Source organism: Nocardioides sp. S-1144 (assembly GCF_005954645.2).
Lineage (GTDB): Bacteria > Actinomycetota > Actinomycetes > Propionibacteriales > Nocardioidaceae > Nocardioides > Nocardioides dongxiaopingii.
The window spans coordinates 1,099,764-1,124,742 of sequence record NZ_CP040695.2 but is presented as its reverse complement, the minus strand read 5'-3'; the positions used below and the strand labels follow the sequence as shown (position 1 = coordinate 1,124,742).

Below are 24,979 nucleotides of genomic sequence, written 5' to 3'. Positions count from 1 at the left end.
AGAATGGGCCGCATGCCTGTCACCCGTGGCTTCACCGGCAAGCGCCGCGGCGCCGCCGCCGACCAGCAGCGGGCCGAGCGCCTGCCACCCGGCCAGTACGACACCGGCAGCGACTGGCCGTCCCTCACCGCCGAGGCGACGCCGGACGTCGACGTGGAGCGCTGGTCGATGCGCGTCGACGGGCTCGTGGAGACCCCGCGGTCGTGGTCGTGGCGCGAGATCCACGACCTCCCGGGGTCGTCGTACCGCGGCGACATCCACTGCGTCACCACGTGGAGCAAGTTCGACACCACCTTCACCGGTGTCAGCGTCGACACCCTGCTCGAGGCGGCCGGGCCGCTGCCCGAGGCGGCCTACGTGATGGCGCACTCGACCACGGGTTACACGACCAACCTGCCGCTCGCCGACGTCACCGGCGGCCGGGCGTGGGTGGTGTGGGACTTCGACGGCAGGCCGCTCAGCACCGACCACGGCGGCCCCGTGCGCCTGCTCGTGCCGCACCTGTACTTCTGGAAGTCGGCCAAGTGGGTCACCCGGCTCGAGCTGATGGCGAGCGACCGGCCGGGGTTCTGGGAGCAGAACGGCTACCACGACCGCGGCGACCCGTGGCTGGAGCAGCGCTACCAGGGCGACCCGTGACGGCCGCGGTGGAGACGCGCTGGACGACGGCCCGGATCGCCGCCGTCGAGCGCGACGGCACCCGCCTGGTCCGGCTGCGCCTCGACGTCGACGGGCGCCAGGAGCACCTGCCGGGCCAGCACTACGTCGTGCGGCTGCGGGCCTCCGACGACTACACCGCCCAGCGGTCGTACTCGACCGCGTCCGACCCCACCGACCCGCTCGTCGAGCTGATGGTCGAGTGCCTGCCCGACGGCGAGGTGTCGGCCCACCTGCACGACGTCGCCGAGGTCGGCGACGTGCTGGAGGTGCGCGGCCCGATCGGCGGCTGGTTCACCTGGACCGGCGACGTCACCGCGGTGGCGATCGGTGGTGGCGCCGGCGTCGTCCCCCTCGTCTCGATGCTGCGGCACGCCCGCCGGCTCGGCATCGCCGACCGGCTGCGCGTCGTCGCGGTCGGCCGCACCCTCGAGGAGCTCCCCTACGCCGAGGAGCTGATCGCCGCGGGCGCCTTCGTCGCCCTCACCCGGGAGAACCTGGGCAGCCGGGTCGCCGCGCCGCCCTACCCCGAGGAGGTCCGCGACCTCGTCGACCTCCCGACGCCGGCCGAGCGGGCCTACGTGTGCGGGTCGGTGGGGTTCGCCTCGTTCGCCCAGCGGGTGCTGGGCGAGGCCGGGATGCGCGCCTCGGAGGTGCGGGTCGAGCAGTTCGGCGCCACGGGCTGAGCCCGCGCCACCGTCGGGCCTCCGGGCGCCGATCGTCTCCGGCGGGGTGAGCGGGCGCGGCCCAGGGCTGCCTACAGTGGGTGGTTGAACTGTCAACCGACCGTTCCGACGATGGAGGTTCCTCCGGCATGACGAAACTCGCGATCATCTACTACTCCGGCATGGGCACCGCGCACGCGATGGCCAACCGACTCGCCGCGACCGCCGAGGCGCAGGGCGCTGAGGTCCGCCGGCGGCACGTGCGGGAGACCGCCCCCGACGAGGCGGTGCAGAGCCAGGAGGCCTGGGCCGCCCACGTCGCCGAGATGGAGGGCGAGCCGGTCGCCTCGCCCGACGACCTCGACTGGGCCGACGCCGTCATCTTCGGCTCCGGCACGCGCTACGGCCACATCACCAGCCAGCTCCAGTCGTTCATCGACACCCTGGGCCCGCTGTGGGGCCAGGGCAAGCTCGCCGACAAGGTCTACGCCGGCTTCACCTCCAGCCAGACGCTGCACGGTGGGCAGGAGACGACCCTCGAGGCGCTCAACACGACGTTCGCCCACTTCGGCGGCATCATCGTGCCGCCCGGCTACACCGACCCGGTGAAGTTCGCCGACGGCAACCCGTACGGCGTCGGCAAGGTCACCGGCAACGGCTCCGAGCTCGACGACACCGACAACGCCGCCCTCGACCACCTGGTCACCCGGGTGCTGACGGTGGCCGGCAAGCTCTCCGCCTGACGCGAACGAGGGGGCGTCGTCCGGGTCAACCGGGCGACGTCCCCTCGAGCGCTGCGGCCACCCGCGCGGCGACCTCGTCGGCCGGGAGGTCGGTGCGCACGACGACGACGGCGCTCCCGGCCGGCCCCGCGGCCGCCGGCCCGCCGCCCGGCCCGCCGCTGGGCCCGCCGCTGGGCCCGCCGCTGGGCCCGCCGCTGGGCCCGCCGCCCGGGCCGACGAGCACGGTGTCCATCGCGTCCTCGAACTCGCGCCACGGCTCGGTCGTCTCGCCCCGCAGCCAGCGCCGCAGCACCACGTTGTGCGCCGTGACCACCGACGCCGCGAGCAGCTCGGCGTGCAGCTCGACGTCCGGGCCGCCGAGCTCGGTGAGCCAGTGGCGGGCGTGCTCCCGGAAGAGCCGCTGGTAGCCCAGGGTGCTCGCGATCTCGCGGTCGCGCAGGGCCGGCACCGACCGGGTCAACCGGTAGCGGCTGAGCGCGACGTGGCCCTCCGCGAGGTACTGCGCCAGCACCAGCGCGGCGCCCTCCCGGATCGCGTGCAGGTAGGTCTGCGCCGTGCCGGTGCCCAGCCGCGCCCCGATCCGGGCCAGCAGGTCGTCGTGGCGCGGGAAGATCACGTCCTCCTTGCTCCCGAACGCCCGGAAGAACGTCGAGCGGCTCACCCCCGCCCGCTCCACGACCTGTTCCACGGTGGTGGCGTCGTAGCCCTGCTCGTCGAACAGCGCGAACGCCGCGTCGGCCAGTCGCTCACGCGTGCTCGCAGCCATGTTGGGCTCTCCCTCTCCCTTGTGTGACACTGAGTTCCATCAGGACGATACCGAGTTTCAGGGGCCCGACATGACCGGCACGCAGTTCGACCTCTTCCGCACCTCCGACGACCACGAGGAGCTGCGAGCCGCCGTCCGCGACCTCGTCGAGAACAAGGTCGCACCGTACGCGGCCGAGGTCGACGAGACCGCGTCGTACCCGCAGGCCGCGCACGACGCGCTGGTCGCCTCCGACTTCCACGCCCCGCACGTGCCCGAGGAGTACGACGGCGTCGGCGCCGACGCGCTGGCCACCTGCATCGTCATCGAGGAGGTCGCCCGCGGCTGCGCGTCGTCGTCGCTGATCCCCGCGGTCAACAAGCTCGGCTCGCTGCCGCTCATCCTCGGCGGCTCCCCCGAGCTCAAGCAGCGCTACCTGCCCCGGCTCGCGGCCGGCGAGGGCTTCTCCTACGGGCTCTCGGAGCGCGACGCCGGCTCCGACACCGCCTCGATGAGGACCCGCGCGGTCCGCGACGGCGACCACTACGTGCTCAACGGCCAGAAGTCGTGGATCACCAACGCCGGCGTCTCGGAGTTCTACACCGTCCTGGCCGTGACCGACCCCGACGCCCCGCGGGGCAAGGGGATCAGCGCCTTCATCGTCGAGAAGTCCGACGAGGGGTTCACGTTCGGCGAGAAGGAGCGCAAGCTCGGCATCAAGGGCTCCCCCACCCGCGAGCTGCTCCTCGACGACGTCCGCATCCCCGCCGACCGGATGATCGGCGAGCCCGGCACGGGCCTGCCGCTCGCGCTGCGCACCCTCGACCACACCCGCGTCACGATCGGCGCCCAGGCCGTCGGGATCGCCCAGGGCGCCCTCGACCTCGCGGTCGGCTACGTCAAGGAGCGCCAGCAGTTCGGCAAGCGGATCGCCGACTTCCAGGGCATCCAGTTCATGCTCGCCGACATGGCGATGAAGCTCGAGTCGGCGCGCCAGATGGTCTACGTCGCGGCGGCCAAGTCCGAGCGCGACGACCCCGACCTCGGCTTCTTCGGCGCCGCCGCCAAGTGCCTGGCCTCCGACGCAGCCATGGACATCACCGTCGACGCCGTCCAGCTGCTCGGTGGCTACGGCTACACCCAGGACTTCCCCGCCGAGCGGATGATGCGCGACGCCAAGATCACCCAGATCTACGAGGGCACCAACCAGGTCCAGCGCGTGGTCGTGGCCCGCAAGCTCCTCGGCTGACGTCAGCCCGCGAAGTCGCCCCGGCCGGCGCGGAAGCGGCCCAGCACGTCGACCAGGGTCGCGATGTCGTCGCCGGAGAGCCCGACGTCCTCGAAGACCTCGGCGTTGAGCGCCTCGGTGGCCTGCTCGACCAGCGCCAGCCCCGCCGGCGTCAGCTCCAGGATCGCCGAGCGGCCGTCGTCGGGGTTGGAGACCCGGTCGACGAGGCCGTCGTCGCGCAGCCGGCGGGCCAGGCTGGTCAGCGACGTCGGGTGCACCTGGAGCCGGTGGCCGGCGCGCAGCATCGTCATCCGCTGCTCGGAGGCGAAGCTCAGCAGGCGCAGCAGCTCGAAGCGGGCGAAGGTGAGCCCGAAGGGACGCAGCGAGGCGTCGATCTGGGTGAGCATCAGCTGTTGCGCCCGCATCACCGAGGTCACGGCGGCCATCCCGTCGGCGGCGTCGTCCCAGCCGTGCGCGAACCACTGACGCCGGGCCTCGGCGATCGGGTCGCGCCCGGTGGGGCTGCTCCGGCGGATGGTCATCGGCGTGAATGCTACTGACCGACCAACCGATCGGTGCGCGGCCGCATCTGTCAGGGTGACCCACCACCCGCCCGCAGGAGCTCGCAGATGACCCGACCACCCTCGGACGAGGACTTCACCGAGCTGGTGCACGCGGCCTGGCCGTCGCTGTACCGCACCGCCTACCTCCTGCTCGGCGACCGCGCCGAGGCCGAGGACCTGGTGCAGAGCGCGCTGGCCAAGACCTACGCGTCGTGGGGCAGGGTGCGCTCGCTGGAGGCGGCGCCGGCCTACGCGCGCACCACCTTGGTCAACACCGCGACCTCGTGGTTCCGGCGCCGGTCGTGGCGCAACGAGCGACCGACCGAGACGCTGCCCGACCCCGGCACGGTCGGCTCGGACCCCAGCGACCGGCCGGCCCTGCTCGCCGCGCTGGCCCAGCTGCCGCCGCGGCAGCGAGCCGTCGTCGTCCTGCGGTACTACGACGACCTCAGCGTCGCCGAGACCGCCTCCGCCCTCGCGATCTCCGAGGGCACCGTCAAGAGCCAGACCTCCGACGCCCTGACCAAGCTGCGCGCGCTGCTCGGCGACGACGTCCTCCCCCAGACCAACGGAGCCTCCCGATGAGCGACCACCTGCACGACCTCCTGGCCCGCGAGGCCGGCGGCCTCGACGTCCCGCGGGCACCGGCGTCGGGCATCCTCGCCGACGGACGGCGGCGGCGCGGGCGCCGCCGGGCCACGACGGGCGCGGCCGCCCTGGCCGCCGTCGTCGCCCTCGGGGGCGGCTACGCGCTGCTCGACCCCGGCTCGTCGGACCGGGACGCCGTCGAGCCGGCCGGCCTGCCCACGGCCGACCTCGGCGCCGCCTTCGCCGTCGGCAGCACCGTCCACCTGCGCGACGGCGCGGTGAGCGTGACGCTCGCCGCCCCGCGCGTCGGCAACCTCAGCTACACCTCGGTCGGCGTCGTCGTGCAGGCCTACGACGCCGACCAGGAACCGCTCGGCACGCACCTGGTGGCGGCCGACGGCACCGTGATCGACCTCGACGTGCCCCCGAGCGCCACGTCGGACCCCGGCTCGTCGCTGCTCGCGTGGACGACCGAGGACGACGGCGTGGTGACCCTCGTGGTCCAGGACGTGCGAACCGACGAACGCGTCGCCGAGGTCCCGCTCCCGGACCACCCGGGCGGCTTCGCCCCCGCCCGCCTCGACGGCGACCACGTCTACGTCGGCGGCGGCGACGCCGGCGTCCTCGACGTGGACCTCCGGACCGAGGAGGTGACCGTCGCCCCCGACCTCGAGGTCGTCGACGAGGTCGCCGGGGGCCGGAGCAACCTGGGCTACGGCGGCCACATCGCCGTCATCGACGTCGCGACCGGCGAGGAGATCGTCGCGCGCGACGTCACCCAGGACTCGGCCGGCTACTTCCAGCTCTCCCCCGGTGGCCGGTTCGCCCGGTACGTCGACCAGGTGCGGTCGCAGCGCCGGTTCGAGCTCTACGACCTCGCGACCGGGACGTCGACCACGCTGCCGGGGAGTCCCGGCAGCTGGGGCTGGACCGCCGACGGGCGACCGTTCACCGTGTCGGACCTCGGCGACCTGGTCGTCTGCGGGTCGGGACCGTGCACGACCACCCGGCTCGACCTCGAGGTCCTCCCGAACCAGTACCCCGACGAGGTCGGGGAGGAGGTCTGCCACGAGTTCGCCGACGGCAGCTCGGAGTGCACGACGGAGCGCACCGAGAACCACGACGACGACCTCGCCCTCGGGGGCAGCACCGGCTGGAGCTGAGCCGGCACCGGCCGGGACTGCGTCCACGACAACCGGCTGCGGTGCTCGGCGTCCCCAGCGTCGAGGTCCGCTCGGGCGCCGACGCGGCCGACCGCCTCACCTACCGGGCACGCTGAGCCTCACCCGCCGGCGGTGTCGCCCGGCAGGTCGGTGGACTCCTCGGCCGGAGGCGGGCCGTCGGCGAGCAGCGCCTTGAACCCGTCCTCGTCGAGCACGGGGACGCCGAGCTGCTCGGCCTTCTCGGCCTTGGAGCCGGCGTTGTCGCCGACGACGACGTAGTCGGTCTTCCTCGACACCGACCCGGACGCCTTGCCGCCACGGACCAGGATCGCCTCCTTGGCGGAGTCGCGGCTGAAGTCGACGAGCGAGCCCGTGACCACGACCGTGAGCCCCTCCAGGGTGCGGGGCACCGACTCGTCACGCTCGTCGGCGAGCGCGAGGTGCCGGGCCCACTTCTGCACGATCTCGAGGTGCCAGGGCACCTCGCGCCACTCGACGACGGCGGCGGCGATGGTCGGGCCGACCCCCTCCGCGCCGGCGAGCTGCTCCTCGGACGCCTCGAGGATCGCCTCCCAGGAGCCGAGCTCCTGGGCCAGCGCGCGCGCCGCCGTGGGGCCGACGTGGCGGATGGAGAGGCCGACCAGGGCGCGCCAGAGCGGGGCGCCGGTCGCCCTGCCGAGGTTGTCGAGCAGCCGCTGCCCGTTGGCGGAGAGCTGCGGGCCCTCCTCGCCCTTCCGCGGTGCCCGGGTGAACAGCGGCGCCCGGAGCAGCCGGTCGGCGTCGAGGTCGAAGACGTCGCCCTCGTTGCCGATCGCGCCCGCGTCGAGCAGCGCGACCGCGGCCTCGTAGCCGAGCCCCTCGATGTCGAAGGCGCCGCGGCCGGCGACGTGGAAGACGCGCTCGCGGACCTGGGCGGGGCAGCGCTCGTGGTTGGGGCAGCGCAGGTCCTTGTCGCCCTCCTTCTGCTGCGCCAGCGGCGTGCGACAGGCCGGGCACCGCGTCGGCATCCGCCAGGGCCGCAGTCCCTTCGGGCGCAGCGGCAGCACCGGCCCGACGATCTCGGGGATGACGTCGCCGGCCTTGCGCAGCACCACGGTGTCGCCGGGTCGGACGTCCTTGCGCTTGACCTCGTGGGCGTTGTGGAGGGTGGCGTTCTCGACGGTGGAGCCGGCGACCCGGGTCGGCTCCATGACGCCGTACGGGGTGACGCGGCCGGTGCGGCCGACGTTGACCCGGATCTCGAGGAGCCTGGCGTTGACCTCCTCCGGCGGGTACTTGAAGGCGATCGCCCAGCGCGGGGCCCGGCTGGTCGAGCCGAGCCGGCGCTGCAGGGAGACGTCGTCGACCTTGACCACGACGCCGTCGATCTCGTAGGGCACGATCGTGTGGCGGTGGGCGCCGGCGTGCTCGACGTAGGCCTCGACGTCGGCGAGCGCCGGCACGACCCGGACCTGGTCGGAGGTCGGCAGGCCCCAGGCGGCGAGCGCCTCGTAGGACTGGGACTGGGCCCGCGGCTCGAAGCCGCGGCGGCTGCCGATGCCGTGGCAGACCATGCCGAGGGCGCGGGTGGCGGTGACGCGCGGGTCCTTCTGGCGCAGCGAGCCGGCGGCGGCGTTGCGGGGGTTGGCGAACGGCGGCTTGCCGGCCTCGGTCATCGCCTCGTTGAGGCGCTCGAAGGCCGCCACCGGCATGAACACCTCACCGCGCACCTCGAGGAGCTCAGGGACCGGGTACTCCTGCGAGCCCTCCAGCCGGTGCGGGACGCTGTCGATGGTCTTGACGTTGTGGGTGACGTCCTCGCCCGTGCGGCCGTCGCCGCGCGTCAGGGCCCGGACGAGCCGGCCGTGCTCGTAGAGGAGGTTGATGGCCAGCCCGTCGACCTTGAGCTCGCACAGCAGGTCGGCCGACTCGACGCCGTCGCGGGCCAGCCGGGCGTGCCAGGAGGCGAGCTCGTCGTAGGAGAAGGCGTTGTCGAGGCTCTCCATGCGCTGCAGGTGGTCGACCTTGTCGAAGTCGGTCGAGACCGCTCCCCCGACCTTCTGGGTCGGCGAGTCGGGCGTGCGGAGCTCGGGGAACTCCTCCTCGATCGCCTCGAGCCGGCGCATCCGACGGTCGAAGTCGGCGTCGTCGAGGGTCGGCGCGTCGAGCATGTAGTAGCGGTACCGGGCGTCGTCGATCTCCTCGGCCAGCACGCGGTGCTCGTCGCGGGCGGCGTCGGTGACCGGCGTCGGGTCACCCGGCTCGTCTGGCTTCGTCTCCTCGGGCACGGCACCATCTTGCCGCGCCCCACCGACAACCCACGCCACCCATCCGGCCCGGCGTGCTGCTCCGAATCCCTGTCGTGACGACCGGGACCGCGCTGCCGCACGCCCTCACGCGGCTCGAGCCCGCGGCACCGCGGGCGCTCGTGCTCCTGCTGCACGGCGGCAAGCAGTCCAGCCGCGCCCCGGTCGACGCGCGCAGTGCGTCGTGGCGCCGGATGGCGGCACTGCAGCGCGCGATCACCCCGACCCTGCACGACGCCGGCGTCGCCACCTGGCTGCTGCGCTACCGCGTGCGCGGCTGGAACGGCGGCGCGCCCGTCGCCGACGCCCGGTGGGCGCTCGACGAGGTGCGCCGCACGCACGGCGACCTGCCCGTCGTCCTGCTCGGCCACTCGATGGGCGGCCGCACCGCCGCGCACGTCGCCGACGACGCCTCGGTGGTCGGCGTCGTCGCGCTCGCCCCGTGGTGGCAGCCCGACGACCCGGTCGACGCGCTGCTCGGCAAGCCCGTGGTCGCCGCCCACGGGCGCAGCGACAAGATCACCTCGGCCCGGATGACGCGACGCTTCCTGGCCCGCGCCGAGCCGACGGCCGGCGAGGTCCGCTTCCACGACATGGGACGGGTCGGGCACTACCTGTTCCGCCGGGTCGCGGCCTGGAACGACGTCGCGGCCTCGGAGTGCCTGCGCCTGCTGCCTGACCCCGCCCGGCCGTCTCCCCGGTCCTGTCCCCCGGTCGTCCTCGGCCGTCGCGGGAGGGCAGCTCGGAAAAGTTTCTCATGATTTATCTGGGTTGCCGGGAATGGAACGGATCCGTACTCTCTTGGGCAGTACGAAACCGTACCGTTCCATCGAGTGACCGAGGACACACGTGACACCGACCGACCCGAGCACCGAGGTCGTGGCCCGACCCCGCGTCGAGGGCGACCGCGAGCAGGAGATCCACGAGGCGACGCTCGCCGTCCTCGCCGACGTCGGCTACGACCGGCTCACCATGGACGCGGTCGCCGCGGGCGCCCGCGCCTCGAAGGCCACGCTCTACCGCCGCTGGAGCAGCAAGTCGGCCCTGGTCATCGACTCCCTCTGCTCCATGAAGGAGCCGCACGCGATGCCCGACACCGGCACGCTGCGCGGCGACCTGCTCTCGATGTTCTGCGGCATGGGCGGGCTCACCGACGAGCGGCAGATCGCCATCCTCGCCAGCGTCCTCACCGCCATCGGCCGCGACCAGGACTTCGCCCAGGCCTTCCGGGAGCAGTTCATCGGCCCCAAGGCGGCCATGAACCACGAGGTCTTCGTCCGCGCCCGCGACCGGGGCGAGATCCGCGACGACGTCGACCTCGACCTCATCGTCCCCGCCCTGCCGGGACTGCTGCTGCACCGGCAGTTCCTGATGGGCGAGGCCATCGACGCCTCCGCCATCGAGCGGGTCATCGACCAGATCATCCTGCCTGCCGTCGCTGTCGCCGGCCGGCCCCACGACACCAGCACCACCTCCTCACCCGAGACGAAGGAAGACCGATGACCGACCAGACCCTGACGGAGCCCGTGGCTCCCGAGCCGGCGCGAGAGAAGAAGGAGCTCCACCTCGGGTGGGCGCTCGTCCTGATCTCGATCGCCCAGCTGATGGTGGTGCTCGACGCCTCCATCGCCAACATCGCCCTGCCGTTCATCGGCGAGGACCTCAAGATCAACGACGCCAACCTCACGTGGATCGTCACCGGCTACGCGCTCGCCTTCGGTGGACTGCTGCTGCTCGGTGGCCGACTGGGCGACCTCTACGGCCGCCGCCGCGTGTTCATGATCGGACTCGCGGTCTTCGCGATCGCCTCGCTCATCGGTGGCTTCGCGCAGAACGAGGCCATGCTGCTCGGCTCGCGCGGGCTCCAGGGCCTCGGCGCCGCGCTCGCCTCCCCCGCCGCGCTGGCGCTGATCACCACGACGTTCCCGGCCGGTCCGGCCCGCAACCGCGCCTTCGCGGTCTACGCCGCCATGTCCGGCGCGGGTGCCGCCGTCGGCCTCATCCTCGGTGGCTGGCTCACCGGCCTCGACCCGGTCATCGGCCTCGAGGGCTGGCGCCTGACCTTCCTCATCAACGTCCCGATCGGCCTGGTCGCCGCCTCGCTGGCGCCGCGCTTCCTGCACGAGTCCGAGTCGCACCCCGGTGAGCTCGACGTCCCCGGCGCCATCACCGGCACCCTCGGCCTGCTCGGCCTGGTCTACGGGTTCAGCCGGGCCGGCGAGGAGGCGCACGGCTGGGGTGACACCTGGACGATCGCCTCGCTGGTCGCCGGCGTCGTGCTGCTCGTCGCGTTCGCCGTCATCGAGTCCCGCGTGAAGCACCCGCTCCTCCCGGTCCGCGTCTTCGCCAACCGCACCCGCGCCACCAGCTTCCTGGTGATGATGATCGTCCCGGCCGCGATGTTCGCGATGTTCTACTTCCTGAGCCTCTTCATCCAGCTGGTCGTGGGCTACAGCCCGCTGCACACCGGGTTCGCGTTCCTGCCGTTCTCGGTCGGCATCGTGATCGGCGCCGGCGTCTCCTCCAACCTCGTCAACCGGATGGACCCGCGCTTCATCGCCGGCGTCGGCACGCTGATGGCCGCCGCCGCGCTCTACGGCTTCTCCCGGCTCGAGGTCCCGACCGGCACCGGCGACCTGCTCGCCGTCGCGCAGGGTGGCGGCGACGTCTTCCTCGGCGCCGACGTGAACTACTGGACGTCGATCTTCCCGTTCATCGTCCTGATGTCGGTCGGCATGGGCGCGGTCTTCGTGCCGCTCACCCTCACCGCGGTCCACCACCTCCGCTCCGAGGACTCCGGCATCGGCTCCGGCGTGCTCAACACGATGCAGCAGGTCGGCGGCGCCCTCGGCCTCGCGATCCTGGCCACCGTGTCGCTGCACTTCGCCGACGGCACCAAGACCGACCTGGCCCGCGACCTGACGGCCCAGGGCCTCCCGCCCGCCGACGCCGGCCAGCTGGCCTTCATCGGCTCCTTCACCGAGGGCGCCACGGCCGCCTTCCTGGTCGGCGCGATCCTGATCGCGATCGGCTCGGCCGCCATCTGGACGTTCCTCAACGTCAAGCACGAGGAGCTCGCCACCGACGGCCCCGAGGGCATCCACGTCGGCTGATCACCACCCGCTCCACCACCGGCCCCGCACCGACACCACGTCGCTGCGGGGCCGGTCTCATTGCGGGCCGTGCGCCGTCGTCCGGCACGGGCGCGCTGGGCGGCGCGGGCGCATTACCGGCGCGGGCGCACCGGCCGCCGCAGGCCCGCCCACCGGCCGGCGCGGCCCACTGGGGGGCCGATACCTGAACTTGGGGGCCGGGATCCCGGCCCCCAAGTTCAGGTATCCCCGGTCGACCGGGGAAATCCCGCCCCCGGCCCGACTCAGCCGGGCAGGTGCCCGGCGGTGGCGGCGGCGAGGGAGAGGGCCCGGCGGGCCCAGGCGCCGGAGGCGCCGGCCATCCCGCAGGACGGCGTGACGACGACCTGCGCGCCGACGACCTCGGGGTCGAGGCCGAGCATGTCGAGCCAGCGGAGCACCTGCTCGACGAGCGCGGTGTCGGTGACCCCGTCGTCCGCGCCGGGGTCGGTCGCGGCGACGATGCCGAGCGCGACGGTCTCGCCGGCCTCGAGCGCGGTGGCCAGGACGTCGTGGCCGGCCGCGTCGACGGTGGCGAGGTCGACGGCGAGGCCGCGCGCCCCCGCGCCGCGGACGAGGTCGAGGGGGGTGCCCGGCGCGCACGAGTGCACCCACGGCTCCGCGCCCTCCGCGGCGATCGCCGCCAGCACCCAGCCCAGCGCCTCGGAGGCCTCGGGCGGGTGCACCGTGCGGTGCCGCCCGAAGCCGGACGCCGTGGAGATCTGCCCGGCCATCACGGCCGCCAGCGACGGCTCGTCGACCTGGACGACGAGCCGGTCGGCCCCCGTCAACCGCCGGCGCACGTCGCGCACGTGGGTGCGGACGCCCTCGGCGAGCGCCTGGGCGAGGTCGCGGCGCGCGCCGACGTCGCTGAGCACCTTGTCGCCGCGCGGCTTCTCGACCGTCGCGGCCAGCGTCCACGGCCCGGCGACCTGCAGCTTGAACGCGCCGGCGTAGCCCTGGGCGAGCTCCTCGAGGCCGTCGAGGTCCTGGGCGAGCAGGCTGCGGGCGCGGCGGTGGTCGACGCCGGAGGAGCCGGAGTCGCCGAGCAGGCGCCACCCGGCGGGCTGGAGGTCGATGCCGAGGTCGCTGACCAGGCCGAGGGCTCGCCCGAGCATGCCGGCGGTGATGCCGCGACCGGGGACCTCCACGAGGTGCGGGACGCCGCCGGCGGCCTCGCCGAGGACGCCGAGGACCGCGCGCTGAGCCTCGTCGAACGACTCCCCCGGCATCGAGCCGACGCCGCTGGCCGCCGCCATCAGCGCCTCACGCCGTCGCCGCGATCGTCGCGGAGCCGACCACGCGGGTGCCGTCGTAGACGACGGCGGCCTGGCCGGGCGCGATCCCGTAGGCCGGCTCGTGCAGCTCGATCCGGACGTCGTCGGCGACGACCACGGTCGCCGGCAGCTCGGCGCCGTGGGCGCGCAGCTGGACGGTGCCGTCGACCCGGGACGGGACGGTGCCGCACCAGCGGGGCTTGATCGCGGTCAGCCGGCGCACCGCCAGCCGCTCGTGGGGTCCGACGGTCACGGTGCCGGAGACGGGCTCGATGTCGAGCACGAAGCGCGACTTCCCGTCGGGCGCCGGCCGGCCGATCCGCAGCCCCTTGCGCTGGCCGATGGTGAAGCCGTAGGTGCCGTCGTGGCGGCCGAGCTCCTCGCCGGTGGCGTCGTCGAGGATCGGGCCGCCGTGGTTCGGCGCCCGGTCGCCGAGCTTGTCGCGCAGCCACCCGGCGTTGTCGCCGTCGGCGACGAAGCAGATGTCGTGGCTGTCGGGCTTGTCGGCGACCAGCAGCCCGCGCGTCGCCGCCTCGGCCCGCACCTCGGTCTTGGTCGAGTCGCCGAGCGGGAACAGCGAGTGGGCCAGCTGGTGCTGGTCGAGGACGCCGAGCACGTAGGACTGGTCCTTGCCGTGGTCGACCGCGCGGTGCATCTCGACGGCGCCGCCGCTGCCGTCCGGACCCGGCCGCAGCTGGGCGTAGTGGCCCGTCGCGACGGCGTCGTAGCCGAGCGCGAGCGCGCGCTCGAGGACCGCGGCGAACTTGATCTTCTCGTTGCACCGCAGGCACGGGTTGGGTGTGCGGCCGGCGGCGTACTCGTCCATGAAGTCCTCGACGACGTCCTCGTGGAACCGCTCGGAGAGGTCCCAGACGTAGAAGGGGATGCCGATCACGTCGGCGGCCCGGCGGGCGTCGTTGGCGTCCTCGATGGTGCAGCACCCGCGCGCACCGGTGCGGTAGGACTTCGGGTTGCGCGCGAGGGCCAGGTGGATGCCGGTGACGTCGTGGCCGGCCTCGACGGCCCGCGCCGCCGCGACCGCGGAGTCGACCCCGCCGGACATGGCGGCCACCACCCGCAGCGGCGCCTGCTCGTGGGGCGACTCCTGCACGTCAGACCCTCCGCGCGGCGCGGGCGCGCTCCACGACCGGTCCGATGGCCTCGACGACGGCGTCGACGTCGGCCTCGGTGGAGGTGTGGCCGAAGGAGAAGCGCAGCGAGTGCCGCGCGGCGTCGTCGGTGCAGCCCATGGCGAGCAGCACGTGGGAGGGCTGCGCGACGCCGGCCGAGCAGGCCGACCCGGTGGAGCACTCGATGCCGCGGGCGTCGAGCAGCATCAGCAGCGAGTCGCCCTCGCAGCCGGGGAAGCCGAGATGGGCGTTGCCCGGCAGCCGGAGGCTGCGGGGCTCGAGCGGGGCGCCGTGCAGGTGCGCGTCGGGGACGACCTCCACGACCCGGCGGACCAGCTCGTCGCGCAGCGCGCCCACGTGGGCGGCGTGCTCGTCCTGGTGCTTGACGGCGAGCTCGACGGCCGCGGCCAGCCCGGCGATCGCCGGGGTGTCGATGGTGCCGCTGCGGATGTCGCGCTCCTGGCCGCCGCCGTGCGCGAGCGCAACCAGGTCGAGCTCGCGGCGCACCACCAGCGCGCCGGCGCCGAAGGGGCCGCCGACCTTGTGGCCGGTGATCGTCATCGCGTCGACGCCCGAGGCGGCGAAGTCGAGCGGCACCGACCCGAGGGCCTGCACGGCGTCGGTGTGGACGGGGATCCCGTGCGGGCCGGCCAGGGCGACGACCTCGTCGATCGGCTGCAGGGTGCCGACCTCGTTGTTGGCCCACATGACCGAGACCAGCGCCACCGAGGCGGGGTCGCGCTCGAGCGTGGCGCGGAACGCCTCGACGTCGAGCCGGCCGGAGCGGTCGACCGGCAGCAGCTCGACCTCGGCGCCCTCGCTCGCGGCGAGCCAGTCGAGGGGGTCCAGCACGGCGTGGTGCTCGATCGCGGTGGTGAGGATCCGGCGGCGGCCGGGGTCGCCGGCCCGACGCGACCAGAACAGGCCCTTGAGGGCCAGGTTGTTGGACTCGGTGCCTCCGGAGGTGAAGACGACCTCGCCGGGCCGGCAGTCCAGCGCCTGCGCGATCGTCTCGCGGGACTCCTCGACCACCCGCCGCGCCTGCCGCCCGGAGGCGTGCAGGGAGCTCGGGTTGCCGGCGTTCGCGAGGTGCGCCGTCATCGCCTCGAGCGCCGCGGGCACCATGGGCGTGGTCGCGGCGTGGTCGAGGTAGTGGACGGGCGTGTTCATCGCATCCTCCAGACTACGGCTCGGGTCTCCGCGAGCCACCGGTGACCAGCATGTGCTCCTCGCCACGCCCGCGCAGCACCCCGTGCGGTGGTCCTGACCCTCAGAGCAGGACGAGGTCGTCGCGGTGCACGACCTCGCGCTCGTAGCCCGCGCCGAGCTCGCGCTTCAGGTCGTGGGTCGAGCGGCCGAGCAGGGCCGGCACCTCGTCGGCGTCGAAGTTGACCAGGCCGCGGGCCACCGCGACGCCGTCGGGGTCGGTGAGGTCGACCGGGTCGCCGGCGACGAAGGTGCCGGTGACGCCGGTGATGCCGGCGGGCAGCAGCGAGGCCCGCCGGTCGACGACGGCGCGCACCGCACCGGCGTCCAGCTGGAGGGTGCCGTGGGCCTCGGTGGCGTGGGCCAGCCAGAGCAGCCGGGTGGGCTGACGCCGACCGGTAGGCCGGAACAGCGTGCCGACGTTCTCCCCGGCCAGCGCGGCTCCGGCGAGCGGCGCGGAGGTCAGGACGACGGGGATGCCGGCCCCGGTCGCGATGCGGGCCGCCTCGACCTTGGTCTGCATGCCGCCGGTGCCGAGGCCGGCCGCACCGGTCCGCCCGATCCGGACGCCGTCGAGGTCGGCGTCGCCCGCGACCACCTCGAGCAGGGTGGTGCCGGGCTCGGCCGGGTTGCCGTCGTAGAGGCCGTCGACGTCGGAGAGCAGCACGAGCAGGTCGGCGTGCACGAGGTGGGCGACCAGGGCCGCGAGCCGGTCGTTGTCACCGAAGCGGATCTCGGTCGTGGCGACGGTGTCGTTCTCGTTCACGATCGGCAGCACGCCGAGCTCGAGGAGCTTGGCGAAGGTCTGGTGGGCGTTGCGGTAGTGGCTGCGGCGGGTGACGTCGTCGGCGGTGAGCAGCACCTGGCCGGCGACCAGCTCGTGCCGGGCGAGCTCGTCGGTGTAGCGGTGCACCAGCAGGCCCTGCCCGACCGACGCGGCGGCCTGCTGGGCGGCGAGGCCGGCCGGTCGGCGCCTCATCCCCAGCGGGGCGAGGCCGGCCGCGATCGCGCCGGAGGAGACCAGCACCACCTCGACGCCGCGTGCCCGGGCTGCGGCCAGGACGTCGACGAGCGCGCGCAGGCGCTCCGGGTCGATCCCGCCGTGGGCGGTGGTCAGCGAGGAGGAGCCGACCTTGACGACGACGCGCCGGGCGGCCGCGACCTCGGGCCGGGTCTCAGACCTGGTCACCGGGATCGCTCTCGGCCCAGTCGGGGTCCTCGGCCGAACCGATCTCGTAGGACGACGGGCCGTAGACCTCCGGCTTGTCGATGCGGCGGGCCACGTCGGCGCGGGTCTCGTTCTCCCCGCGGTCGGGCAGCGCCTCCTGGATCGCCTTGCGACGACCGTGGGCGGGCCGCTCCTCCTTGAGCCGGTCGTCCTCGCCGCGGCGGGCGAGGTTCTCCGCGCCGGCGTCGAGGTGCGGGCGGAAGTCGAAGACGACGGAGTCGTCGGGGTGCCCGATGAGGACGGTGTCGCCCTCCACCGCGCCGACCTCGATGAGCTTCTTCTCGACGCCGAGCCGGTTGAGCCGGTCGGCGAGGAAGCCGACGGCCTCGTCGTTGCTGAAGTCGGTCTGGCGCACCCAGCGCTCGGGCTTGGTGCCGCGCACCCGCCAGCCGTCGTCGGTCTCGGTGACGGTGAAGTCGGCGCCGTCGATGCTCGGGGGGCGCAGGATGATCCGCTCGGCGACCTCGACGGCCTTCTCCTCGCGCGCGGCCAGCACGATCTCGGCCATCGCGAAGACGAGCTCGCGGGTGCCCTCCCCCGACGCGGCGGAGACCGGGAAGACCCGCAGCCCGCGCTCGCGGAGGTCGTCGATCACGATGTCGGAGAGGTCGCGGCCGTCCGGCACGTCGATCTTGTTCAGCGCGACCAGCCGCGGGCGGTCCTCGAGGCCGCCGTAGCGCGCGAGCTCGTTCTCGATGATGTCGAGGTCGTCGGCGGGGTTGCGGCCGGGCTCGAAGGTGGCGGTGTCGAGGACGTGCACGATGGCCGCGCACCGCTCGACGTGGCGCAGGAAGTCGTGGCCCAGGCCGCGCCCGTCGCTGGCGCCCTCGATGAGGCCGGGGACGTCGGCGACGGTGAAGGTGGTCTCGCCGCCGGTGACGACGCCGAGGTTGGGCACCAGGGTCGTGAACGGGTAGTCGGCGATCTTGGGCCGCGCGCGCGAGATCGAGGCGATCAGGCTCGACTTGCCGGCGCTGGGGAAGCCGACCAGGCCGATGTCGGCGACGACCTTGAGCTCGAGGACGACCTCGACCTCGTCGCCGGGCTCGCCGAGCAGCGCGAAGCCGGGGGCCTTGCGCTTGGCGCTGGCCAGCGCGGCGTTGCCGAGGCCGCCGCGGCCGCCCTGGGCGACCACGAGCTCGGTGCCCGGACCGACCAGGTCGGCGACGACCTCGCCGGTGCTCCTGATGCTGACCACGGTGCCGTCGGGGACCGAGAGCACCATGTCGGCGCCGTGCGCGCCGTTGCGGTGCGAGCCGGCGCCCTGGCCGCCGTGCTCGGCCTTGCGGTGCGGGCTGTGGTGGTAGTCGACCAGCGTGGTGACGTCGGGGTCGACGCGCAGGATGATCGAGCCGCCGGGGCCACCGTTGCCGCCGTCGGGACCGCCGAGGGGCTTGAACTTCTCGCGGTGGACGGAGGCGACGCCGTGACCGCCGCGCCCGGCCGTGACGTGCAGCGTGACGCGATCGACGAAGGTGGGGACGGCCATGGTGGTGCTCCTGAACAGCTAGGTAAAACACGAAGGGCGCCCCGGCACGGGACGCCCTCTCGTGGTGAAGCCTGGGATGGTGCTGGGTGAGCGACAGGTCACTCGCCCGGGTGTCGCACGCTCAGTCGACGGGCGTGATGTTGACGACCTTGCGGCCGCGCTTGCGACCGAACTCGACGGCGCCGGGGATCAGCGCGAAGAGGGTGTCGTCGCCGCCGCGGCCGACGCCGCTGCCCGGGTGGAAGTGCGTGCCCCGCTGGCGGACGATGATCTCGCCGGCGTTGACGGCCTGGCCGCCGAAGCGCTTGACGCCGAGGCGCTGGGAGTTGGAGTCGCGACCGTTCTTGGTGGACGCGGCGCCCTTCTTGTGAGCCATCTCAGTTCCTTCTCGGGTGGGTGAGTCGAGAGACTCAGAGCGTGATGTCGGTGACCTTGACCTGGGTGTACTTCTGGCGGTGACCCTGGCGCTTCTTGTAACCGGTCTTGTTCTTGTACTTCTGGATGACGATCTTCGGGCCCTTGGTGGCGCCGAGGACCTCGACGGTCACGGCGGCCTTGTCGAGGCCGGTGGCGGTGACGGTCTCGCCGTCGACGGCCATCACGACCGGCAGGGCCAGCGTGTCACCGACCGGCGTCGAGACCTTGTCGATCTCGATGACGTCGCCGACAGCGACCTTCTGCTGCTTGGCGCCTGCGCGCACGATCGCGTACACCGCGGTCTCCTTCGTCGTCTTCACTGCTAGCGGGTCCTGCGGCACGGCCGACCACTCTCGGGAACGAGGGGGGTGCCGGAACAGGAGTGGTGCGTCCGGTGAGGACGCACGAGGGTCAATCGTACGGATCAGGGAGCGGAGGAGCAAAACGGGCCTCCCCCGCCGCCTGACCCGGGTTCAGCGCTTGCGGCCCTTGCGCTTGACCGGGACGTGCAGCCCCGTGTCCTCGGCCGGCTCGGTGGCGTCGTCCTCGGTCGGCGCGGCGGCCTCCGTGGACGCCGTCTCCTCGGCCGGGGGGCCGGCGACGCGGCTCGCGGACCGGCCGCGGGTCCGGGTGACGACCTGGGGCGGCTCGGGTGCCACCGGCACCTCCTCGGCCGCCACGGGCTGCTCCACCGGCGGCGCGGTGGTGACGGCGGTGGCCGCGGTGGTGCTCGCCACCGTGCGCGTCACGCCGCGACGTGACCGGGTGACCACCTGCGGGGCGACCGGCTCGGCCGGCGCCTCCGCGGGCGCCTCGGCCGCCGCGGCGGGCTCGACGGGCTCGGGGGTCGGCGCCGTGGTCACGGCGGCCGGCTCGACGGCCTCGGGCGCCGGGGTGACGGTGCGGCTCACGCCGCGGCGCGACCGCGTGACGACCTTCGGGGCGGCCGGCTCGGCCGGTGCCTCCACGGGCGCCTCGGGCTGCTCGGGCGTCTCGGGCTGCTCGGCGACGGGGCTCGGTGCCTCGACGGCGATCTCGGCCGCCGTCTCGGTGGTCGGCGCCACCGTGCGGCTCACGCCGCGACGGGTCCGGGTGACGACCTTCGGGGCGGCCGGCTCGGCGGCCGGGGTCTCGACTGCCGGTGTCTCGATCGCCGGCGTTTCAACGGCCGGCGTCTCGACGTCGGGGGTCTCGGTGGCGGGCGACGCGGGCTCGACGTCGTCCTTGAGCAGCTCGGCGCTCGCCATCGCCGCGAACTCGGCCGGGGTCGGCTTGTGCGCGGGGGTGGCCGCCGGGGCTGCCGGGGCGTCGTCGCCGGAGCGACCGCGGCCGCCGCGACGACGTCCGGTGCGTCGTTCGCCGTCGGCGCCGGCGCCGGCGCCGGCGCCGTTGCTCCCGCCCCCGTTGCCGCCCCCGTTGCCGCCGCCGCTGTTGCCACCGCTGTTGCCACCGCCGTGGTTCCCGCCGCCGCCGTTGCCGCCGCGCTCGTCCTGGCCGCGCCGGGGCTCGATCGGCGCGTCGTGGATGACGACGCCGCGGCCCTGGCAGTGCTCGCAGTTCTCGCTGAACGACTCCAGCAGGCCGGTGCCGATCCGCTTGCGCGTCATCTGCACCAGGCCGAGCGAGGTCACCTCGGCGACCTGGTGACGGGTCCGGTCGCGGCCCAGGCACTCCACCATCCGGCGCAGGACGAGGTCGCGGTTGGCCTCGAGGACCATGTCGATGAAGTCGACGACGATGATGCCGCCGATGTCGCGCAGCCGGAGCTGTCGCACGACCTCCTCGGCCGCCTCCAGGTTGTTCTTGGTGACGGTCTCCTCGAGGTTGCCGCCGGAGCCGGTGAACTTGCCGGTGTTGACGTCGACGACGGTCATCGCCTCGGTGCGGTCGATGACCAGCGAGCCGCCTGAGGGCAGGAACACCTTGCGGTCCAGGGCCTTGGCGATCTGCTCGTCGATCCGGTAGGCCGAGAACAGGTCGACGTCGTGGTGCTCGGTGGCGTCGTACTTCTCGAGACGGTCCTCGAGGTCGGGCGCGACGTCGCGCACGTAGCCGCGGACGAGGTCCCAGGCGTCGTCGCCCTGGATGACGAGCTTGGCGAAGTCCTCGGTGAAGAGGTCGCGCACGACCTTGAGGGTCAGGTCGGGCTCGCCGTGCAGGAGCTGCGGGTTGCCGCCCTTGCCCCTGGCCTTGCCCTCGATCTCCTCCCAGCGCGACTTGAGGCGCTCGACGTCCTGCGTCAGCTCCTCCTCGCTGGCGCCCTCGGCGGCGGTGCGCACGATGACGCCGGCCGTCGAGGGGACGACCTCCTTGAGAAGGGTCTTGAGGCGGTTGCGCTCGGTGTCGGGCAGCTTGCGCGAGATCCCGGACGTCGTGCCGTCCGGCACGTAGACCAGGAACCGGCCGGCCAGGCTGATCTGGCTGGTCAGCCGGGCGCCCTTGTTGCCGATGGGGTCCTTGCTGACCTGCACCAGGATGGTCTGGCCCGAGGACAGCACCGACTCGATCTTGCGCGGGTTGCCGTCCTTGTGGCCCAGCTGCGACCAGTTGACCTCGCCGGCGTAGAGGACCGCGTTGCGGCCCTTGCCGATGTCGATGAACGCCGCCTCCATGGAGGGCAGCACGTTCTGCACCCGGCCGAGGTAGACGTTGCCGATGAGGGAGGTCTGCGACTCGCGGGCGACGTAGTGCTCGACGAGGACCTTGTCCTCGACGACGCCGATCTGGGTCAGCTCGTCGCGCTGGCGCACGACCATGACCCGCTCGACCGACTCGCGGCGGGCGAGGAACTCGGCCTCGCTGACGATCGGGGCGCGTCGACGACCGGCCTCGCGGCCGTCGCGGCGGCGCTGCTTCTTGGCCTCGAGGCGGGTCGAGCCGGCGATCGAGGTGATCTCGTCCTCGGGCGAGCGCGTGCGGCGGACCCGGGTCGTGGTGTTGCTGGGGTCGTCGCCGCCCCCGTCACCCGAGTCGCCCTCGCGGCGGCGCTTGCGGCGGCGGCGGGTGCCGGTGCCACCCTCGGAGCCGTCGTTCCTGTCGTCGTCGTTCTTGTCGGTGCCGCCCTCGCCGCTCGCGTCGCCGTCGCCCTCGGGGGCGTCGCCGGCGGTCTCGCCGCGGTCGGCGCTCGCGTCGGACTTGGCCGCACCGCGGCCACCACGGCCACCACGGCCACCACGGCCGCCGGCCTCGGCGGGGGCGTCGCCCTCGGCACCGTCGTTGCCGTTGCCGGCCTCCGCCGCGGCGTCGCCACCTCCGTCGCCCCCTCCGTCGCCCCCTCCGTCACCACTGCGACGACGGCGGCGTCCGCCACGACGACGACGCCGGCGCGGACCGGTGTCGTCGCCCTCGTCGTCCGAGCTGTCGTCGGAGCTGTCGTCGGCGTCGTCGGAGCTCTCGTCGGTGCTCTCGTCGGTGCTCTCGGACTCGTCGGTGGTGTCGACCTCGGTCGGGTCCTGCTCGGCGGCCTCGGTCGCCTCGACGCTCTCGACGGCCACCTCGGGGGCGGCGTCGACGGCGGTCTCGTCGACCGGCTCCTCGGTCGGCTCCTCGAGCTCGGCGGCGGCCGTCTCGGCGGCGAGCGCCTCGGCGGCGGCGGCCTCGGCGGCGCGCGAGCGCACGGTCGAGCGCTTCGCGGGCGCCTTCTTGGCGGCGGCGCGCTTGCGGGCCGACTTCTCCCCGGTCTCGGGAACCTGGAACAGCGGCATCGTGCCGGACGGCGCGGGCTCGGCCGCCGGGCTCGCGGTCTCGTCGGCGGCGGGCTCGTCGGGCACCGACTCGACCGACTTCTTGGTGGCGGCCTTGCGGGTGGTGGTCTTCTTCGCGGCGGCCTTCTTGGCCGTCGTCTTCTTGGCGGCGGCCTTCTTGGCCGGCTTGGCCCCGGGCTCGGCCGCCTCCCCGGAGGTCTGGTCGGGGGCCTCGACGGGTGCGTCCGCGGCGGCCCCGACGGGCGCCTCAGCGGGTGCCTCGGCGGCAGCGGCCTTCTTGGTGGCCCGCTTGGCGGGCGCCTTCTTGGCGGCGCCGGCCTTCTTGGCGGCGGTCTTGCGCGCGGCGGTCTTCTTGACCGGCGCGTCGGCGGCGGGGCCGTCGGTGCCGGAGACCTGGTCGTCGGTGCTCTGCAGTTCGTCGTCAGCCATGAGAGTGCTGCTCCTCCACCCGGCGGAGCCGGGGTCTGGTGCTGCCGCGCCGGGGTGGTCAGGGCCGGCAACACGAAGTCTGGTCGGCGGCGACACCCTCCGCGGCGCGGCGCTGGACCTGACCCGTCACCTGCCGCGGTCGCTGTGCCCGGGTCGCTGTCACCGACCCCGGACCGCGTCGCGGTCTGGCGACGACCTGCTCCACCGTGCCGACCCCTGTGCTGGGCCGACAAGTTCATCGTCGAGTGGCCTCACGAGGCTGGGGAGCACCGTTCGGCCACCACGGGGAGTATCGCACACCGCGATCCGCCGGGAGATTCGCGAGTCAGCCGGCGAAGGGGTCGCCGACCTCGCCGGTGTCCTCGTCGAGCGGGCCCTGCTGGGTGCGGGTGAGCAGCGGGGCCGGGCCGGGGTCGAGGTCCGTCAGCCGGCTGATGCCGGTCAGGACGTCGTCGGGCCGGACGGCGGGGACGGTGTGGCGCAGCACCAGGTCGAGGCGGACGCCGGGCGTGTCGCCGTCCCCCGGCACCGCCGCGAGCCGCAGCACGGCGGCGCGGCAGTCGAACTCGCGCAGGCCCTTCTTGGTCATCCGCTCGACCACGACCGACTCCTCGGCGAGGAAGGCCGCGACGCACTCCTGGGCCACGTCCGTGGGGACGGCGAGCGGGCCGATGACCCACCGGCTGGCCTGGAGCAGGTCGGCGAGGCCGGTGCTGGGGGTGCCGAGCGGGACGGTCGCGTCGACGACCTGGAGGACGTCGAGGCCGTCGGGCAGCGCCTCCTCGAGCTGGGCGTGGACGTCGGCCGGGTCGACGACCTGCGCGAGCCCGATCTCGAGGTACTCGGCCTCGCTGGCCGACCCGGTCGGGGCGGCGCCGGCGTAGGAGATCCGGGGGTGCGGGTTGAAGCCGGACGAGTAGGCCATCGGCACCCGGGCGCGGAAGACGGCGCGCTCGAAGGCGCGGCTGAAGTCGCGGTGGCTGGTGAAGCGGAGCCGTCCGCGCTTGGCGTAGCGGATCCGCAGCCGCTGGACCGGCGGTGCCTGCTGCTCGGGCTGCTGGCGGCTCACGACTGCATCACGGGGCCAGGCTTTCACGCGCGAGCTTCATCAGGGCGGACGGGTAGACCGTGCCGACCCGCTGCCCGGCGAGCCACTCGGTCAGCCGGACGGCCTCCGCGTCGAGGGCCGTCCGGGCCGCTGGCGACACCGGCTCGAGGAGCCGGACGACGACGGTGCCGGCGTCGTCCTGGACCCAGCAGCCGACGACCCGGCCGTCGACCCACGCCGTCGTGCCGGCGTTGCCGTTGCGGTCGAAGAGGTGCGGGCCGTGCTCACCCAGGTAGAAGTCGCGCTCCTTCCAGCCCATCACGGTGGGGTCGAGGACCGGGAGCAGCGCGACCCAGTGGTCGTCCGCGGCCGGCTCCTCCTCCACGTCGTCGGGCAGCACCCAGCCGGTCCGGCCGCCGTCGAGCCCGACCGCGACGGCGCCGAGGCGGGCGAACGCCGCGCGGACCGCGCCCTTGGTGCCACCGAGCCACCACACGACGTCCTCGGTCGTGCCCGGGCCGAAGGTGCGCAGCCAGCCGGCCACGAGCTCGGCGTACCCGTCGTCGACCGACGCCGGTGCCGCGGGAGGCTCGCCGAGCCAGTCGGCCATCCGCGTCCACCGCGGTCGCGACAGCCGCCAGTGCTGGGTGTTGGTGCCGCGCACGACGTCGGCGGTCAGGCCGAGGTGGGTCAGCACGCGGCCGTGGTTCCACACCGACCCGGCCGTCACGTCGAACCTCACCGCGACCTCCGGCAGCAGCTCGCGCACCTCGACCGCGGTCAACCCGTCGGGGCGCTCGGCGAGCGCGCCGAGGACGGCGTCCCGGGCGTCGCGCACCCACGCCGTGCCGTCGGTGGCGATGCCGGCCTTCTCGACGTCCTTCGCCATCCGCCGCAGCTCGACCTCGGCGACGCGGGCCGAGGCGCTCCCCCACGCGGCCGGCAGCAGGTCGCGCGGCAGGACGAAGAGGGTGCGCCGCATCGCGAGCTGCTTGACCAGCGACCGGTCGACGTACAGCGCGCGGTCGACGTCGGCGACGGTGAGGCCGGGCACGCGGGCGGCCAGGGAGAGGTAGACGGTCGCCGGCTCGGTGGAGTGCAGGACCGTCATCGCCCGGGTCGCGGCCTCGGGCGTCGCGACCCGCGACCACGGGGCCAGCGCGTGCCGCCGGGCCAGGCGGCGACGTCGTTCGTCGTCGGGGAGGTGGCGCACGCCGACATCCTGCCCGAACCGCGGCCCGGTGCTGCGACACTGTGCGCCAGACCTGCCGACCGCGCCGGCC

22 protein-coding genes are annotated in these 24,979 nt (G+C 74.0%); 9 read left to right on the top strand and 13 right to left on the bottom strand.

All coding sequences use genetic code 11. From position 1 onward, the window contains the following. The first annotated feature begins 12 nt into the window (after window positions 1–12). The 3 genes from FE634_RS05400 (at window position 13) to wrbA (ending at window position 2,065) form a co-directional block, all read left to right on the top strand. Window positions 13–639, top strand: coding sequence for a sulfite oxidase-like oxidoreductase (locus FE634_RS05400; RefSeq protein WP_138875302.1), 627 nt, complete (start codon window positions 13–15; stop codon window positions 637–639). Then, window positions 636–1,343, top strand: coding sequence for an FAD-binding oxidoreductase (locus FE634_RS05395; RefSeq protein ID WP_187366832.1), 708 nt, complete (start codon window positions 636–638; stop codon window positions 1,341–1,343). The genes FE634_RS05400 and FE634_RS05395 overlap by 4 nt, the downstream gene beginning before the upstream one ends. Window positions 1,344–1,471: 128 nt before the next feature. Continuing rightward, complete coding sequence (wrbA, locus tag FE634_RS05390; RefSeq protein WP_137295641.1) at window positions 1,472–2,065, top strand: NAD(P)H:quinone oxidoreductase; 594 nt, start codon at window positions 1,472–1,474, stop codon at window positions 2,063–2,065. A 25-nt stretch (window positions 2,066–2,090) separates the two neighbouring features. On the opposite strand, the gene FE634_RS05385 is transcribed toward wrbA, so the two are convergent. Beyond that, window positions 2,091–2,831, bottom strand: a complete 741-nt coding sequence (locus tag FE634_RS05385; protein WP_138875301.1) for a TetR/AcrR family transcriptional regulator — start codon at window positions 2,829–2,831, stop codon at window positions 2,091–2,093. A 70-nt stretch (window positions 2,832–2,901) separates the two neighbouring features. On the opposite strand from FE634_RS05385, the gene FE634_RS05380 reads away from it, so the two are divergent. Continuing rightward, window positions 2,902–4,059 carry an acyl-CoA dehydrogenase family protein gene (locus tag FE634_RS05380; protein WP_138875300.1) on the top strand — a complete coding sequence of 386 codons (1,158 nt, stop codon included), beginning with the start codon at window positions 2,902–2,904 and terminating at the stop codon, window positions 4,057–4,059. 2 nt (window positions 4,060–4,061) lie between these two features. Here the strand turns inward: FE634_RS05380 and FE634_RS05375 are convergent, their stop codons facing one another. Further along, entirely contained in the window at window positions 4,062–4,580 is a 519-nt protein-coding gene (locus FE634_RS05375; protein ID WP_138875299.1) for a MarR family winged helix-turn-helix transcriptional regulator, read from the bottom strand. Window positions 4,581–4,667: 87 nt separating this feature from the next. On the opposite strand from FE634_RS05375, the gene FE634_RS05370 reads away from it, so the two are divergent. Both FE634_RS05370 and FE634_RS05365 read left to right on the top strand, forming a co-directional pair. Then, complete coding sequence (locus FE634_RS05370) at window positions 4,668–5,186, top strand: SigE family RNA polymerase sigma factor (RefSeq protein ID WP_138875298.1); 519 nt, start codon at window positions 4,668–4,670, stop codon at window positions 5,184–5,186. Further along, window positions 5,183–6,352, top strand: coding sequence for a hypothetical protein (locus tag FE634_RS05365; protein WP_138875297.1), 1,170 nt, complete (start codon window positions 5,183–5,185; stop codon window positions 6,350–6,352). Before FE634_RS05370 ends, FE634_RS05365 begins: the two co-directional genes overlap by 4 nt. 119 nt (window positions 6,353–6,471) lie before the next feature. On the opposite strand, the gene ligA is transcribed toward FE634_RS05365, so the two are convergent. Then, entirely contained in the window at window positions 6,472–8,619 is a 2,148-nt protein-coding gene (gene ligA, locus FE634_RS05360) for an NAD-dependent DNA ligase LigA (RefSeq protein ID WP_138875296.1), read from the bottom strand. 74 nt (window positions 8,620–8,693) lie between these two features. On the opposite strand from ligA, the gene FE634_RS05355 reads away from it, so the two are divergent. The 3 genes from FE634_RS05355 (at window position 8,694) to FE634_RS05345 (ending at window position 11,750) form a co-directional block, all read left to right on the top strand. Beyond that, on the top strand, window positions 8,694–9,398 hold the full coding sequence (locus tag FE634_RS05355) for an alpha/beta hydrolase (protein WP_222847675.1): 705 nt from the start codon (window positions 8,694–8,696) through the stop codon (window positions 9,396–9,398). Window positions 9,399–9,486: 88 nt separating this feature from the next. Continuing rightward, the gene (locus FE634_RS05350; RefSeq protein ID WP_246060899.1) at window positions 9,487–10,140 is read left to right on the top strand and encodes a TetR/AcrR family transcriptional regulator; all 654 of its coding nucleotides are present in this window, start codon (window positions 9,487–9,489) and stop codon (window positions 10,138–10,140) included. Then, a complete protein-coding gene (locus tag FE634_RS05345) occupies window positions 10,137–11,750 on the top strand; it encodes an MFS transporter (RefSeq protein WP_137295112.1) in 1,614 nt (537 codons plus the stop codon). Before FE634_RS05350 ends, FE634_RS05345 begins: the two co-directional genes overlap by 4 nt. Window positions 11,751–12,013: 263 nt before the next feature. Here FE634_RS05345 and FE634_RS05340 read toward each other — a convergent pair whose 3' ends face one another. The 10 genes from FE634_RS05340 to FE634_RS05295 form a co-directional block, all read right to left on the bottom strand. Then, window positions 12,014–13,027 (bottom strand): uroporphyrinogen decarboxylase/cobalamine-independent methonine synthase family protein, encoded by a 1,014-nt coding sequence (locus FE634_RS05340; RefSeq protein WP_138875294.1) that lies wholly within the window; start codon window positions 13,025–13,027, stop codon window positions 12,014–12,016. A 7-nt stretch (window positions 13,028–13,034) separates the two neighbouring features. Then, the gene (mnmA, locus tag FE634_RS05335; RefSeq protein ID WP_222847721.1) at window positions 13,035–14,126 is read right to left on the bottom strand and encodes a tRNA 2-thiouridine(34) synthase MnmA; all 1,092 of its coding nucleotides are present in this window, start codon (window positions 14,124–14,126) and stop codon (window positions 13,035–13,037) included. Window positions 14,127–14,157: 31 nt separating this feature from the next. Then, a complete protein-coding gene (locus FE634_RS05330) occupies window positions 14,158–15,345 on the bottom strand; it encodes a cysteine desulfurase family protein (protein ID WP_138875293.1) in 1,188 nt (395 codons plus the stop codon). Window positions 15,346–15,445: 100 nt separating this feature from the next. Then, entirely contained in the window at window positions 15,446–16,570 is a 1,125-nt protein-coding gene (gene proB, locus FE634_RS05325; RefSeq protein ID WP_138875292.1) for a glutamate 5-kinase, read from the bottom strand. Then, entirely contained in the window at window positions 16,557–18,098 is a 1,542-nt protein-coding gene (gene obgE / locus FE634_RS05320; RefSeq protein ID WP_137295108.1) for a GTPase ObgE, read from the bottom strand. Before obgE ends, proB begins: the two co-directional genes overlap by 14 nt. 121 nt (window positions 18,099–18,219) lie before the next feature. Then, the gene (gene rpmA / locus FE634_RS05315) at window positions 18,220–18,474 is read right to left on the bottom strand and encodes a 50S ribosomal protein L27 (RefSeq protein WP_134764904.1); all 255 of its coding nucleotides are present in this window, start codon (window positions 18,472–18,474) and stop codon (window positions 18,220–18,222) included. 34 nt (window positions 18,475–18,508) lie between these two features. Continuing rightward, on the bottom strand, window positions 18,509–18,811 hold the full coding sequence (gene rplU / locus FE634_RS05310; protein WP_134765405.1) for a 50S ribosomal protein L21: 303 nt from the start codon (window positions 18,809–18,811) through the stop codon (window positions 18,509–18,511). Between the two features lie 177 nt (window positions 18,812–18,988). After that, entirely contained in the window at window positions 18,989–22,648 is a 3,660-nt protein-coding gene (locus FE634_RS05305; protein ID WP_187366831.1) for an Rne/Rng family ribonuclease, read from the bottom strand. A gap of 325 nt (window positions 22,649–22,973) precedes the next feature. Beyond that, window positions 22,974–23,717, bottom strand: a complete 744-nt coding sequence (locus FE634_RS05300; protein WP_138875291.1) for a TIGR03936 family radical SAM-associated protein — start codon at window positions 23,715–23,717, stop codon at window positions 22,974–22,976. Between the two features lie 7 nt (window positions 23,718–23,724). After that, a complete protein-coding gene (locus FE634_RS05295; RefSeq protein WP_137295105.1) occupies window positions 23,725–24,909 on the bottom strand; it encodes a winged helix DNA-binding domain-containing protein in 1,185 nt (394 codons plus the stop codon). Between the last annotated feature and the right edge of the window lie 70 nt (window positions 24,910–24,979).

Excerpts from the sequence above, each read along its gene's own strand:
- FE634_RS05400 (WP_138875302.1), top strand. The coding sequence starts at position 13 with ATGCCTGTCACCCGTGGCTTCACCGGCAAGCGCCGCGGCGCCGCCGCC.
- wrbA (WP_137295641.1), top strand. The coding sequence starts at position 1,472 with ATGACGAAACTCGCGATCATCTACTACTCCGGCATGGGCACCGCGCAC.
- FE634_RS05385 (WP_138875301.1), bottom strand. The coding sequence starts at position 2,831 with ATGGCTGCGAGCACGCGTGAGCGACTGGCCGACGCGGCGTTCGCGCTG.
- FE634_RS05380 (WP_138875300.1), top strand. The coding sequence starts at position 2,902 with ATGACCGGCACGCAGTTCGACCTCTTCCGCACCTCCGACGACCACGAG.
- FE634_RS05375 (WP_138875299.1), bottom strand. The coding sequence starts at position 4,580 with ATGACCATCCGCCGGAGCAGCCCCACCGGGCGCGACCCGATCGCCGAG.
- FE634_RS05370 (WP_138875298.1), top strand. The coding sequence starts at position 4,668 with ATGACCCGACCACCCTCGGACGAGGACTTCACCGAGCTGGTGCACGCG.
- FE634_RS05365 (WP_138875297.1), top strand. The coding sequence starts at position 5,183 with ATGAGCGACCACCTGCACGACCTCCTGGCCCGCGAGGCCGGCGGCCTC.
- FE634_RS05345 (WP_137295112.1), top strand. The coding sequence starts at position 10,137 with ATGACCGACCAGACCCTGACGGAGCCCGTGGCTCCCGAGCCGGCGCGA.
- FE634_RS05340 (WP_138875294.1), bottom strand. The coding sequence starts at position 13,027 with ATGGCGGCGGCCAGCGGCGTCGGCTCGATGCCGGGGGAGTCGTTCGAC.
- FE634_RS05330 (WP_138875293.1), bottom strand. The coding sequence starts at position 15,345 with ATGAACACGCCCGTCCACTACCTCGACCACGCCGCGACCACGCCCATG.
- obgE (WP_137295108.1), bottom strand. The coding sequence starts at position 18,098 with ATGGCCGTCCCCACCTTCGTCGATCGCGTCACGCTGCACGTCACGGCC.
- rpmA (WP_134764904.1), bottom strand. The coding sequence starts at position 18,474 with ATGGCTCACAAGAAGGGCGCCGCGTCCACCAAGAACGGTCGCGACTCC.
- FE634_RS05305 (WP_187366831.1), bottom strand. The coding sequence starts at position 22,648 with ATGGCTGACGACGAACTGCAGAGCACCGACGACCAGGTCTCCGGCACC.